The following is a 13,134-nucleotide window of genomic DNA, read 5'->3' as shown; positions in this document are numbered from 1 at the left end:
AATCAATGAGCGCATTTTTCAAGGGCGTTGGCGCCGTGCTGTGTCGGGTTTGGGTCTGGAGCCTTCTGTTGGTGCTTTGCAGCGCTGTATTGGTGTGGTGTTTCGGGCCGCTGCTGGCGGTAGCCGACCACCGCTTCTGGCAAGGTCCGACTGCCCGCCTGGCCAGCATCAGCGTGTTATTCCTGCTGTGGGGGGTGGCGATGGTGGTGGTCGGTGGACGACGGGCTGGTGGGCGCGAACGACCAGAACGGCTGGCGCCCCCTCAAGCCTTGAAATGGGTGGAGGACGAGCAGAAACACCTGCGCAGTCGGTTCAAGGAAGCGCTCCAGGTGCTCAGGACTTCTCGCCGTTACGGGATGCACAACGCGCGCTGGCGCCATGATCTGCCCTGGTACCTGATGATCGGCGACCAGGGCAGTGGCAAGACGCAGCTGCTGGCAGCAGGCGGCTTGCAGTGGCCGCTTGATCACGCCGACACGCGTTCATTGGACAACCACTGTGTCTGGTACTTCGCCGATGCCGGCGTGCTGATCGATGCCCCTGGACGCTACCTGAGCCAACCCGACAGTGCCGTGGATGCAGCAGGGTGGGCGACGTTGCTGGACAGGCTCCGGCGGCGGCGCAGCGTACGCCCGCTCAGTGGCGTGGTCGTGACGCTCTCGGTGGACGCGTTGCTGGCCACCACCGAGTACGACTTGGATCAGCATGCGCGGCATGTGCAGTCGCGCATGCAGGACATTCAGCAGTCATTGCATGTGGACGTACCGATCTATCTGGTGCTGACACAGGCTGACCGATTGCCGGGCTTCACCGAGTTTTTCGATGTGCCGCTCAGGGAGGCACCCGACGATGTGCTGGGCCAGCCCCTCGATGGCAGCTGCGCGACTGACGTCACGCAGGTTCGCCAAGCCGTCGAGCAGTTGTTGCAGCGTTTGAACGCTGAACTGATCAGCCGCCTGCACCAGGAGCGCAATCTCGAGCGCCGCGGTCTGATGCTTGAATTCCCGCAGCAGGCTGCGCGGATAGGCGAGCGTATTTGCCTGTTCATTGAGTCGGCTTTTTCGGCTCATCGCTACCAGCGCGTCAACGGTCTGCGCGGCTTCTACCTGACCTGCGCCGGCGACAAGCACGCTCGTTTTGTCCAAGGCCTGTTCAGCCGGGTGATCTTTGCCGAGGCCGATCTTGCAGGTTTGCAGGCCCCGGAGCAGCAGCGTATCCGGCGACGCCAGGGGCTGCTGGCAATGGCTGTGGCGCTGGTACTCGGCAGTGCCGCAGCGCTGTGGATGCACAGTTATTCCAGCAATCATCAACGATTGGCGCAAATGGCGGCGCTGACAACCGCCGTCTTGCCCGTCCCGCAGGGTCATGATGACGCGTCGTCGCTATTGCAGCTGTTGGATGCACGCTTGGCGGCAACCCAGGTTTTTCCTGCGTCGGCAGAGGTGCGCCTGATTGAACGCGCCGGCTTGTACCAAGGTGAACTGAGCCGCCCATGGGTCGCCCAGGCTTATGATCAGGCGCTGCAACAGCGCATGCTGGCGTGGATAAAGGCCCAGCTTGAAGAGCAGGTGCGTGCCAGCCTTGGAGACCGCGAGCAGTTGTTGGATCACCTGCGCGCATACCTGATGCTCAACGTGCGCGAGCGTCGCAATAACGATTGGTTGGCACGACACCTGACGAGCCATTGGGCAGTACGCTTTGCCGCAGACCTGTCGACCCGCAAACGCCTGGGCCAGCACTTGGCACGGTTGCTTGAACGACCGTTCGTAGCTTCCCTTGATGACAACCTTGTGGCCCAGGCCCGCGAAGCCCTGAGGGGGGAATCATTGGCCGATGTGGTGTATCGGGTGTTGCGCGAGCAGGCACGCGACCTGGAGCCCTTGCGCCTGTCCGAAGGTAAGGTATTTGCTGCGTTCGACCCACCGATTCCCGGGTTCTATACCAAGCGCTATGTGCAGTTCCTTGATGCTCAAGGCCCGAGGCTGGTGAATACCATTGCCCAGGACAACTGGGTGCTGGGGGAGGCCACCGACTTGGGCTCCGAGGATTTGCGCCGGCTGATGATCCAATTGCAGCAGCGTTACTTCGGTGAATATGCCGATGCCTGGAGTGGGGCGCTCGGCCGCGTCCGGCTGCGGCAAACCGACAACCTGCGCGAAGATGCCGAGCAACTCACAGCGCTGACGTCGGCCCAGTCCCCCTTGATCCAGCTATTGCAGCAACTGCGTGAAAACACTCGCCTGTTGCCGGGTCACCAGCTGTTGGACCAGGCGGCCCAGCGCTCGGGCGAACTAGGGGGGATAGCCAAGGCGACGCTGGCGCAGGCGGGCCTTCCCGACGCCGGCCGGCGGGCATTGCAACGGCGTTTTGAACCCTTGCACCAGTTGCTGGACGAGCAGCAGGACCCCGGTGTGGCGCTGTCCCAGGCATTGCGGCTGCTGGATGAGCTGCACCTGCAATTGACGGCATTGAACCGCGACAGCGCACCGGAGCAGGCGGCGTTCCTGAGGGTGAAGGGGCGTATGGAGGGGCAGCAGGATGTGATAGGGAACCTGCGTGATGCTGCCGCGCGCTTGCCGTTGCCGCTTGCGGGCTGGTTTGAGGGGGTGGCCGATGTCAGTTGGCAGCACTTGTTGGAACGGGCTTATGTGCATGTCAACCAGCGTTACCAGAGCGAGGTTTATAGTCTCTACGCCAAGGCGATTCGCCAGCGATTTCCCTTCGATGCCCATGCGGCCAGCGAGGTCGCCCTTAATGACTTTCATGAGTTTTTCAAACCGAATGGGGTCATGGCACGCTTTTACGACGGGTATCTGCGGCCGTTCGTCAGTGTCGACGGGGTCCGCTATCGGTTGCGTGGCCTGGATGGTCAGAGCTTGCCGGTGTCGCGCTCGCTACTGGATCAACTGATGAAGGCCCAGGTTATCCGCCGTGGCTTCTTCACCCCGGACCAGGGTGATCTGTCGGTTCGGTTTACCTTGGCGCCCTACAGCCTGGATCAGTCAGTCAGCCGGGCGATCCTGCGGTTTGGCGACCAGCAGTTGGAGTATCGCCACGGCCCGATCGTGCCCATGGCGTTCCATTGGCCAACCGATGCAGACAATGGGCGCAGCAGCCTTGTCCTGGAGAGAGGCGTGAACCAGCGGCCACTGGGGATCGAGAAGAACGCAGGCGCGTGGTCGCTGTTCCGCTTTTTGGATCTGCTGCACAAAGAGCCCGCAAACGGGCGAAACACACAGATTTTCAAGGCGGACCTCGCCGGACTGCGTGCCAATTACCTGCTGACAGGCCAGCGTACACCTGGCCCGTTTGACATCGGCACCTGGCGTACCTTCCGACTGGCGCAGCAACTGTGAGCCAGGGGCCCCGTCAGTGGCGCAGTGCCGGGCGCACCGAGCGCGGGCAGGCGCGGTTGCGCAACGAAGACGCGTTCCTGGACTGCCCACAACATGGCTGCTGGGCAGTGGCCGACGGGATGGGCGGGCATCGACATGGAGATGTCGCCAGCCGCTGGGTGGTCAGCAGCCTCGCTTCAGTGTCGGCCCGGGGCAACCTCGATCAACGCATCGACGCGGTCCGCAAGAGCTTGCAAGGCGTCAACCAGCGCTTGAGAAGTTGCCGAGCCGGGCCTGACACAAGCGTTGATGCCACCATGGGCAGTACGGTGGTGGCGTTGTTGCTTGAGAACGGGCGTGCGGCCTGTCTCTGGGCGGGGGATAGTCGCTGCTATCTATGGCGTGGGCAGCGCCTTTATCAGTTGTCGAGGGACCATTCGCTGCTGCAAGGCCTCATCAACGAGGGGCAAGTCAGTGCGACCCAAGCCCGGGGTTACCCTGGCGCCCGGGCCCTGACCCGGGCCATTGGTGCACGTTCGCCACTGCATCTGGAGGTACTGGAACTCAGTACCCGTCCGGGCGATGTGTTTTTGTTGTGCAGTGACGGCCTCTACCAGGCGCTCAGTGATGCAGACCTGGGCCGAGCGCTACGCCTGGGCGCGCCGCAGCAGGCGCTGGAGCGGCTGTTTGCCGGGGCGTTGCGTGGGGCGGCACGGGATGACCTGACCGCTGTAGTGGTGCAGCCTTGAGCCCGGCGAGTGAGCCGCCGCGTTTGCTGGGCGGGCGCTATCACCTTGAGTCCGTACTGGGCAAAGGTGGGATGGGTGTGGTGTATCGTGCGCGTGACCTGTTGCACGAACAATTAGGTGAGGCGGGTTCGCCTATGGCACTCAAGCTATTGGCCGAGCCTTTTGCCCAGTGCCCGGATGCACATGTGTTGTTGTTCAGTGAATTCGCATTGGCGCGCAGCCTGCGGCACCCGCGTGTGGTGCGGATGTTTTCGTTCGAGGTCGATACCCAGAGCCAGATCGCGTTTTTCACCATGGAGTGGCTGCAAGGCGTGACCCTGGACCGGCTGCTCCTGGAGTGCCCCGACGGCTTGCCCTGGCGGGAGCTGCAACCCATGGCCCTGCAGTTGCTGGACGCCCTGGCCTACACTCATCAACAGAATGTGCTGCACGGCGACGTTAAGCCGGCCAATGTCATGGTGGGACAGGAGGGGGTGTGCTTGTTCGATTTTGGCCTGGGGTACGCACAAGCGCAGGTGGCGAGCCTGTCGTGCCTGAGTCGCAGCCGGTTCAATGCCTGGACGCCCGCTTATGCAGCGCCGGAGCTGCGCGAGGGCGGTGTATTGAGCGCTGCCGCCGACGTGTATGGCGTGGCCTGCATCATTTACGAATTGGCTCACGGCAAGCGTCTTGGCAAGCACACGCCGATGGATAGATTGACCTGCCCGAGGCAACTGCCCAGGCGCTGCTGGTCGGCGTTGCGCCTGGCGCTGGCAACAGACCCGCAACGGCGAACCATCACAGCCGCCGAATTAGGCAAGGTGATCGGTTGCAAACAGCCGCGTTGGTATCTGTAGGGCGAGGGTCAAACCATCAAGTCATGTAACTGACAGTATTCGACCCAGTCCAGGCCGGCCATCTGTGCGACTTCCTTATGCACCTCGCGGCGTTGCGCCTCGAAGGCCTCGATGGACTCGGCCGTCAGCTTGAGCGTCAGTTCCCAGGCGAACAGATGCTGCTGTTCAGCGTGTGCTTCGAACGCTTCGTGCAGGCGTTCGGCGCGATACTGCGCCAGGGTTTCGCCCCTGGCCTGGGCCGCCAGCGGATTGAGGTTGTCCAGCTCACTGGCGATGTGCGGGTGTTCGCGCAGGAATCTGTCCAGTGCAAGCTGGTAAGTATCACTGGGTGCTGACAACGGCGTACACCTTAATGGGAAGGCCGGGACCCGGCATCGGGCGTAGGGTTGCTGATGTGACGTCGAGCGCGTTTGCGCGACCTGCGCCGCATCCAGTTCTGCAACGGTGCGAGCAAAAAGAACGTCAGGTAGGCGACCAGCACCAATGCCAAGTCTACCCAGGTCTCGGCAACGGGCCCGGTAAACAGTTCAATGACGTTCTTGATCACGAACAGCAGCACCACGCTGCATAACCAGAGCAGGATGGTCACAAATAGGGGACGCATGTTGCTTGGACGCTTGTCTTGCATAGTAAGGCTCTCTCCTTTATGCCTGTTGTCGTTCCAGGCTAGATTCCCTGAGCGCACCCGTTGCTACGCAGGTTGTAACATCCTTTGACACGCAGAAAGGCGCGGATGATACCGACTCAGATAGGCTTAGGGGATGACTCAAGTCAGAAAGTTCGATAATTCAGTAGAGAATTCCTGTAGCAACCCCGCAGATAGTCCCGAAAAAGCCTGAGAGTCGTGGGCAAAAGGCTTTCACTCCCACCATCAGGACGTGTAGCGTTAGCGAGGGTTTCCGGCCCTGGTTTTCAGCGGCAGTAAGGTGACGGGCAGAGGGCGGCTCATGGCACAAACGCTGTTCAGACTTTTCCTTACCCAGCGCCTGGCAGTCTTGGCCAGCACCGAATCGTTGCGTGCGATTCGTGAAGGGCTGCTATGGATCCTGCCTTGCCTGCTGGTATCGGCAGGTTTCCTGATCCTGTCCGAATGCGCCCGGGTGCTGGGGTTCAACCAGCAGGTGGTGGGGTTCCTGGCAGGGCTGCATAACCAGATCAGTTCGGTGATCCCCCTGCTGGTCGCGGCCTCCATCGGTTACATGTTGGCGATCCGGCACCGCCTGCCACAGTTGCCGGTGGCGTTCCTGTGCCTCGTCCATGTGGTAGTCGCCACCTTTGTCCTGCGCGAATCCCCCAGGGCTTCGGCCACTTTCCTACTGTTTATAGCTATCGCCTCACCCTTGATCAATGTGCCCGCCATCGCCTGGCTGCACCGTTTTCGCTGGACGCGGCTGGTCAACGAAGACCTGGTTGGGCATAACCTCAAGGGCACCATCAATATGGTGCTCCCCGGTGCGATCACTGCGGTGTCGTTGGTGCTGCTGCTGTCGTTGCTGCTGCTGATCCCTTATGTGGCGCAATGGCAGGGACCTCAGGTACTCGATGCATTGCAAGCGCCCTACGGCAGCGGACTCTTTGTAACGCTGATGAATTCGCTGCTGTGGTTCTTCGGCATTCACGGCGTGTATGCCATGCAGCCGCTGTTCGACGTGCTGGACAAGGCCGTGGTGCTCAACGGCGCGGCGCAGGCGGCGGGGGAGCCAGTCCTGTACCTGCTCAACAGCGGCCTGCTGGGTAGTTTTGCGTTTATCGGTGGTTCCGGTGCCACATTGTGTCTGCTGCTGGCGATCCTGCTGTTTTCCAGGAGCCAGTCCATGCGGTTGCTGGCTATTGCCAGTTTGCCGCTGTCGTTATTCAACGTCAGCGAGGTGCTGTTGTTCGGGTTGCCGATCATTCTCAACCCGCGTTTGTTCATCCCCTTTTCGCTGGTGCCGGCATTCAACACGGTGGTGGCGCTGGCGGCAGTGCAGCTGGGCTGGGTCTCACCAGCCGTGGCCAGCGTGCCATTTACCGCGCCGGTATTGCTCAATGCCTACCTCAGCACCCATGGTGATCTGGCGGCGGTGCTGCTGCAGCTGGTGCTGCTAGGCGTGGGCACGCTGGTGTATGCGCCCTACGTGCGGGCAATGCATCGGCAAGCCGCCGAAGGTGGCACGGTGTACTTGAAATCACTGGACATGACCTTTCGCGGCCTCGAAGAAAAAGGCCGCCTGCTGGAGTTCGACCCGGTGCTGGCCTCCCACAGGACTTCGGCACGACAGGCCGTTGAGTTGAGCCGCATCCAGCAGATCAGCGATTACGAGTTCTACCTTGAATTCCAACCCCAGGTGTCCACCCGCACCGGCCTGTGCACCGGGTGCGAGGCGTTGATGCGTGCCCGGGACAGCCAAGGTACGGTGCATTCGCCCTGGGAGTTCCTGCAATGGCTGGCGCAGGCCAGGCTGATGCCGGATGTGGACGTGTGGGTGGCGTCCCAGGCCGTGCGCCAGTATCAGAAGTGGAAGAAGGGCGGTTTTCAATTGCCGATGACCATTAATATTTCCAGTGCCACCTTGAAGGACGCTGCCTATGGTGATCGTCTGGTGGACATTCTTGCCCAGGCCCATGGCTGGGTCTCTGTGGAGATCACTGAGGACGCGCTGGTCAGTGATATCCCGGCTACGCGCCAGACCATCGAAAAACTGCAAGCCATGGGTGCCAAGGTGTACCTCGATGATTTTGGCACTGGATTTTCCGCCTTGAGTTACCTGCACCAGTTTCCCGTGGACTTCATCAAGATTGACCGCAGTTTTGTGGTTGCCCAGCGTGAGCCCAAGGGCGCCCAGGTGCTGACCGGCATGTTGCGTTTTTGCGAAGCCTTGAAGCTGGGGGTGGTGGTGGAGGGGGTGGAAACTGCCGAGCAGTTGGGCTTTCTGAGTACGGGGCCCGAGGTGTTTATTCAGGGGTGGTATTTCAGTAAGGCACTGCCGGGGGATCAGTTGCCGGGGTTTGTGCGTGAGCGGGCGGCGTTGGCTTGATCCATATGTGGCAGGGGCCTGCCTCCTCTGGGCCCTGACAGCTGACCGCTATATAACTGATGCCGCATGGTACAAGTGTGGGAGGGGGCTTGCCCCCGATGGCGGCCTGACAGTTGACCAGGATGTTGGATCAGACCGAGTACATATCCATTGTTTAGGTAACGGCCAATATTGGTTCCGCTCTTACAGCGGGTCACTTTTGGAAGAGCGCCAAAAGTAACCAAAAACGCTTTGCCCCACCACTCGGCACCTCGCCCAGGCTCGGTGTGCCCGTAATCCGACAGGGATTTGGGGGGCCGCCGCCACGCGCCATCCATGGCGCGGGGCGGCTAAACCGGCATCCCTGCCGGTTTACCCCCCAAATCCCTGTCGAATTCCGGCCAGCGTGGTTTNAAACCGGCATCCCTGCCGGTTTACCCCCCAAATCCCTGTCGAATTCCGGCCAGCGTGGTTTGACGGGGCGCCTGAGATCAAAAGCAGATCAAGATCAAGAGCGGCTCGCTGCGCATCGTGGTTACGTTCGGCTCTTACGCCGACTCATACCCGTGCCGCGTCCGCTCGATCTCTTCTACCAGCCCGTCTATCCCCGCCAGGCGTGCCCGGTTGTCATGATCCCAAGGATGAAACCCCGGTTTGAAATAATGCAGCCACGGCCGCAGCATGCGCGGGAACACCCCCTTGGGGCCATACAAATACTTGACCATGCGCCACAACCCCTTGAGCTTGCCACCCGAGGTGCGGTCGGCAATCAGCAGGCGTACGTGGAAATCCAGCACCACCAACCAGAACATCAGGGTGGTGGTCAGCATGGTCCCGGTGCGCAGCAGATAGCGTGCAGGGCCGGGTGTGATGACGCGGTTCCAGACATCGAACGCCACGGCTTTATGTTCGGTTTCTTCCAGGGCATGCCAGTACCACATCTGCTGGTAACCCTTGAGCGAGTCGCCAAAGCGCGACGGGTCGCTCAGCAGGATTTCCGCGAGCATCGCGGTGTAATGTTCAAGGGCAATGGTCACTGCCAGGTTGAACGCTGGTGGCAGGTGTTTTTTCTGCAGGTCGAGGAAGAATTTCAGGCGCCGGTCGAGGGTGTGCGCCGGTAGCCCGGCCGCTTGCAGCAGGTCGTTGTAGGCCACATGTTCGCGGCTGTGCATGGCCTCTTGGCCGATAAACCCCTGGATTTCCCTTTTCAGTTCTGGATCGTCGATCTGCCCACGGTAGTGGCGCACGCTGTCCATGAAAAACAGCTCGCCCTGGGGAAACAACAGCGACAGGGCATTGAAGAAATGGCTGATGACTGGACCTTGTTCATGCCAGTTCTTGATGCGCTCGGCAGGCAAGGCAAAACGGATATCGCGACGGATCGGCAACATGGTGCGTCCTCCTGTTCAGAGACGGGACTCGTCGTTGGTTTCAAATACCGGCCTGCGTGGCTTGGGCGCCATGCGCTTGCTGGCCAGCACCACCAGCGCTTGATAGGCCGATGGCAGGCAACGGGCGAGCAGGTCGAGAAAATAGGCGTCGCGGCCGATCAGCACGCGGCGCTTGTTTTTGCGCACGCCTTGCAGGATCACCTTGGCGGCCTGGTCGGCATCGGTGATGAACAGCTTTTCAAAATCGGCGCGGGCTTGTTGCTCGCTGTGGATGAGGAACCCGGTCATATTCGCGTCGATGCGGCTGCTGCGGCAGATATCGGTGCGAATACCGCCGGGGTGCACACAGGTGGCCGAGACGCCGCAGCGTTGCAGGTCGAGTTCCTGGCGCAGGGCTTCAGTAAAGCCGCGCACTGCAAACTTGGTGGCGTTGTAGCCGCTCATGCCGGGCTGGGCAAACAGGCCGAACACGCTGGAGGTGTTGATCACATGCCCGTCGCCGCTGGCCTTGAGGTAGGGCAGGAACGCCTTGGTGCCATGCACCACGCCCCAGAAGTTGATGCCGACGATCCATTCCAGGTCGGCGTAATCCACGCCTTCCACGGTGCTAGACAACGCCACCCCGGCGTTATTGAAGACCAGGTTGACATGGCCGTGCTCGGCGGCACAACGGGCCGCCCAAGCTTGCATGGCTTTGCGGTCGGAGACGTCCAGCACCTGGGTGGTGACGGTCACGGGTGCCAAGGTCGAAGCCCGGACCAGTGTCAGGGTCTGCTCCAGTCCCTGGCTGTTCTTGTCCGCCAAGGCCAGGTGGCAACCCTCCCGAGCCAGGGCCAAGGCCAGTGCGCGGCCCATGCCGGAGGCCGCACCGGTGATCGCCGCGACGCGGCCGTTAAATGACTTCATGACAGGCTGCCTTCTGTGGCGGAGTGGGGCGCGGGTGCAGGGCGCGGTGTGGCGGGCGTCGGCAGCAGGTCGGCAAGGTAGTCCTTGAGCGCAAAATGCCGGGTGATCTGCTTGAAGCGCCAGGTCGAGCCGGGCCACAGCGTGGTGTTCTTGCCGGTGCGTGGGTCCAGGTACCAGCTCTGGCAGCCGCCGGTGTTCCAGATGGTGCGCTTGAGCTTGTCCTGCAACTGGCGGTTGTAGGCCTGCTCCACGGCGGGCTTGACCTCTAGCGTGGCGATGCGCTGGCGCTGCATTTGGCGCAGTGCGTCGAGGATGTAGCTGACCTGGGCTTCGATCATCAGAATCATCGAGTTATGCCCCAGGCCGGTATTGGGCCCCACGATCAGGAACAGGTTGGGATAGCCCGGCACGGTGGTGCCTTTGTAGGCATGGGCGCCATCGCCCCAGGCGTCCATCAGGTCAATGCCGTCGCGGCCGATGATGCAACCGCGGGGCAAGGGGTCGCTGGCCTGGAAACCCGTGCCGAAGATCAGGCAGTCAGCGGGATGCTTGATGCCGTCGGCGGTGATCACACCGTCGGCTTCGATGCGCAGCACACGATCGGTGACCACCTCGACATTGCTGCGCGAGAGGGCCGGGTAGTAGTCGTTGGAGATCAGCACGCGCTTGCAGCCGATGGTGTAGTCCGGCGTCAGCTTCTTACGCAGGGAAGGGCGTGCCACTTGTCTGCGCAGGTGACGCAGGGCGATTTTCTGCACCATCTTCATCAGCCGTGGGTGCAAGGCAAAACCCACCACCCGCCCTTCCAGCGCCCAGTAGAGGGCGCCGCGCACCAGCTTTTGGGTGAACGGCAGGTGCTTGAACAGCCAGCCCTCGAGGGGTGAAATCGGCCGGTCGGGCTTGGGCATGATCCACGGTGGTGTGCGCTGGAACAGGTCCAGGTGCGCCACTTGCGGCGCGATCTGCGGCACGAACTGAATGGCACTGGCGCCGGTGCCGATCACCGCCACGCGCTTGCCTTTCAAGGCGTAGTCGTGGTCCCAGTGCTGGGAGTGGAAGCGCTTGCCCTTGAAGCTGTCCAGGCCTGGGATGTCCGGCATCGCCGGGCGCGACAAGCCGCCCATGCCCGATACCAGCACCCGTGCACTGACCTGGCGGCCATTGCTGAACGTCAGATGCCAGCGTTGCTGCTGCTCATCGAACACCGCGCGTTGCAGGCCCATGCCGAAACGCAGGTAGGGCGCCAGCTCGAAACGCGTGGCGCATTGTTCCAGGTAAGCGCGGATCTCAGGTTGCGCCGCGAACTGCCGCGTCCAATCCGGGTTGGGCGCAAAGGAAAACGAATACACATGGGACTGCACGTCACAGGCACACCCTGGGTAATGGTTATCGCGCCACGTACCGCCGAGGGTCTCGGCCTGCTCAGCGATAAAGAAGTCGGTGAGCCCGGCTTCCTTGAGTTTGATCGCCATGCACAGGCCCGCGAAACCCGAGCCGATAATGGCGATGTCGATTGAATCACTGTAGGCATTCATAAAGGCTGCCTCATCCGTAGAACGCGCTTGGGCATCGAATCTGCTCCTGTTTTTGTTTTGTCTTTTAGATAGAACACCATTGCAAAGGAAAATTGAATTATTTATTTTAAAAAAGATTTTAAATAATCTACCTGAAAAAATCGCCTACGCTAGGTTCCGCATGTGCCATTTGTCCGACGGGCGAACACGCCATGCATCAAGTCTAGGTCCAGGGCGTGGACGATGGCTGAGGCCCTGATCAATTCCGGTCGGGTCGCCAGCCGCAGGGAAGCAGAGGACCGAGCTATGGCTGTCGAATGGGTAGTGGCTGCGGGGGTGTTGGTGGGCGCCAGCGCGGCGTTATGGGGCTTGAATGCCTGGATGACGCGGCGCATTGAAGCGGTTGTTCCGATCAACGGGCGCTTCGTCGAGGTACAGGGCGAGCGCTTTCATTATGTCGAAGAGGGCAAAGGCCCGCCGCTGGTGATGATCCACGGGCTGATGGGCAGCAGTCGCAACCTGACCTATGCCTTGTCTGGGCAACTGCGTGAACATTTTCGCGTGATCACCCTCGACCGCCCGGGTTCGGGCTATTCCACCCGCCACCGTGGCACGGCGGCAGACCTGCCAGCCCAGGCCCGACAAATCGCCGCCTTTATCAACACACTCGACCTGGGTAAGCCGCTGGTCCTGGGGCACTCGTTGGGCGGCGCGATTGCTTTGGCGCTGGCCCTGGACCATCCCCACGCAGTGTCCGGACTGGTGCTGGTGGCGCCCTTGACCCATCCCCAACGCATGCTGCCGCTGGTATTTCTGTCTCTGGCGATCCGTCCGGCCTGGTTGCGCCGCTGGATGGCCCACACCCTGACCATGCCCGTTGGCCTGCTGACCAAGGACGCGGTGGTCAAGGGTGTGTTCGCCCCCGATGCTGCGCCTTCGGACTTCGCCACCCGTGGCGGCGGGTTGCTGGGCATGCGCCCCGACAATTTCTACGCGGCCTCTACCGAGATCAACCGCGTCAACGATCACCTGCCGGACATGGTCAAGCGCTACCCGCAACTGACCCTGCCCATCGGGCTGATCTATGGCGCCCAAGACAAGGTGCTCGACTTCCAGAAACACGGCCAGGCCCTGGCGAGCAAGGTGCCAGGGTTGAAAATGCAGGTCGTGGAAGGCCGTGGACACATGTTGCCGATCACCGCGACGCAGCGAGTGGCGGCGCTGGTGGAGCAGATTGCCAAGCGCGTTCGACCCGGCGAAAGCGTCACGCAGTTACATCCACCTGTGGCCCTGGCGAGCAAATAAATGTGCGACCCGACTCGCGGTTCAACGGCGTTAATGCCTGCCCTAGACACCTGACTACGCGGCTGAAAAAGAGACTGTACGGTCACGGAAAAAAGGGCTGGA

10 protein-coding genes are annotated in these 13,134 nt (G+C 61.5%); 5 read left to right on the top strand and 5 right to left on the bottom strand.

All coding sequences use genetic code 11. The annotated features are described in order from the left end of the window. The first annotated feature begins 5 nt into the window (after positions 1 to 5). From tssM to ASD70_RS08590, 3 genes are read left to right on the top strand one after another with little or no spacing between them, the layout of a single operon-like run. A complete protein-coding gene (tssM, locus tag ASD70_RS08600; RefSeq protein WP_056846203.1) occupies positions 6 to 3,356 on the top strand; it encodes a type VI secretion system membrane subunit TssM in 3,351 nt (1,116 codons plus the stop codon). Then, on the top strand, positions 3,353 to 4,084 hold the full coding sequence (locus ASD70_RS08595) for a PP2C family protein-serine/threonine phosphatase (protein WP_056846202.1): 732 nt from the start codon (positions 3,353 to 3,355) through the stop codon (positions 4,082 to 4,084). Before tssM ends, ASD70_RS08595 begins: the two co-directional genes overlap by 4 nt. Further along, on the top strand, positions 4,081 to 4,920 hold the full coding sequence (locus tag ASD70_RS08590) for a serine/threonine-protein kinase (protein WP_056846201.1): 840 nt from the start codon (positions 4,081 to 4,083) through the stop codon (positions 4,918 to 4,920). The genes ASD70_RS08595 and ASD70_RS08590 overlap by 4 nt, the downstream gene beginning before the upstream one ends. Positions 4,921 to 4,928: 8 nt before the next feature. Here ASD70_RS08590 and ASD70_RS08585 read toward each other — a convergent pair whose 3' ends face one another. Together ASD70_RS08585 and ASD70_RS08580 are read right to left on the bottom strand one after the other, a co-directional pair. Beyond that, the gene (locus ASD70_RS08585; protein WP_046068425.1) at positions 4,929 to 5,258 is read right to left on the bottom strand and encodes a DUF6388 family protein; all 330 of its coding nucleotides are present in this window, start codon (positions 5,256 to 5,258) and stop codon (positions 4,929 to 4,931) included. A gap of 11 nt (positions 5,259 to 5,269) precedes the next feature. Next, a complete protein-coding gene (locus ASD70_RS08580) occupies positions 5,270 to 5,524 on the bottom strand; it encodes a hypothetical protein (protein ID WP_233518707.1) in 255 nt (84 codons plus the stop codon). A gap of 343 nt (positions 5,525 to 5,867) precedes the next feature. On the opposite strand from ASD70_RS08580, the gene ASD70_RS08575 reads away from it, so the two are divergent. Beyond that, entirely contained in the window at positions 5,868 to 7,937 is a 2,070-nt protein-coding gene (locus ASD70_RS08575) for an EAL domain-containing protein (RefSeq protein WP_056846200.1), read from the top strand. Between the two features lie 527 nt (positions 7,938 to 8,464). On the opposite strand, the gene ASD70_RS08570 is transcribed toward ASD70_RS08575, so the two are convergent. The 3 genes from ASD70_RS08570 to ASD70_RS08560 are packed head-to-tail and all read right to left on the bottom strand — an operon-like array spanning position 8,465 to position 11,748. After that, entirely contained in the window at positions 8,465 to 9,307 is an 843-nt protein-coding gene (locus tag ASD70_RS08570; protein ID WP_046068422.1) for a metal-dependent hydrolase, read from the bottom strand. A 15-nt stretch (positions 9,308 to 9,322) separates the two neighbouring features. Further along, on the bottom strand, positions 9,323 to 10,213 hold the full coding sequence (locus ASD70_RS08565) for an SDR family NAD(P)-dependent oxidoreductase (RefSeq protein WP_056846199.1): 891 nt from the start codon (positions 10,211 to 10,213) through the stop codon (positions 9,323 to 9,325). Continuing rightward, positions 10,210 to 11,748: a flavin-containing monooxygenase gene (locus tag ASD70_RS08560; protein WP_056846198.1), complete on the bottom strand. Its 1,539-nt coding sequence runs from the start codon at positions 11,746 to 11,748 to the stop codon at positions 10,210 to 10,212. Before ASD70_RS08560 ends, ASD70_RS08565 begins: the two co-directional genes overlap by 4 nt. A gap of 285 nt (positions 11,749 to 12,033) precedes the next feature. Between ASD70_RS08560 and ASD70_RS08555 the strand changes: the two genes are divergently transcribed. Next, positions 12,034 to 13,032 carry an alpha/beta fold hydrolase gene (locus tag ASD70_RS08555; protein ID WP_046068419.1) on the top strand — a complete coding sequence of 333 codons (999 nt, stop codon included), beginning with the start codon at positions 12,034 to 12,036 and terminating at the stop codon, positions 13,030 to 13,032. The last annotated feature ends 102 nt before the right edge of the window (positions 13,033 to 13,134 follow it).

The sequence above is a fragment of the Pseudomonas sp. Root569 genome, assembly GCF_001427465.1.
Taxonomy (GTDB): domain Bacteria; phylum Pseudomonadota; class Gammaproteobacteria; order Pseudomonadales; family Pseudomonadaceae; genus Aquipseudomonas; species Aquipseudomonas synxantha.
This window is presented reverse-complemented; position numbering and strand designations above follow the sequence as displayed.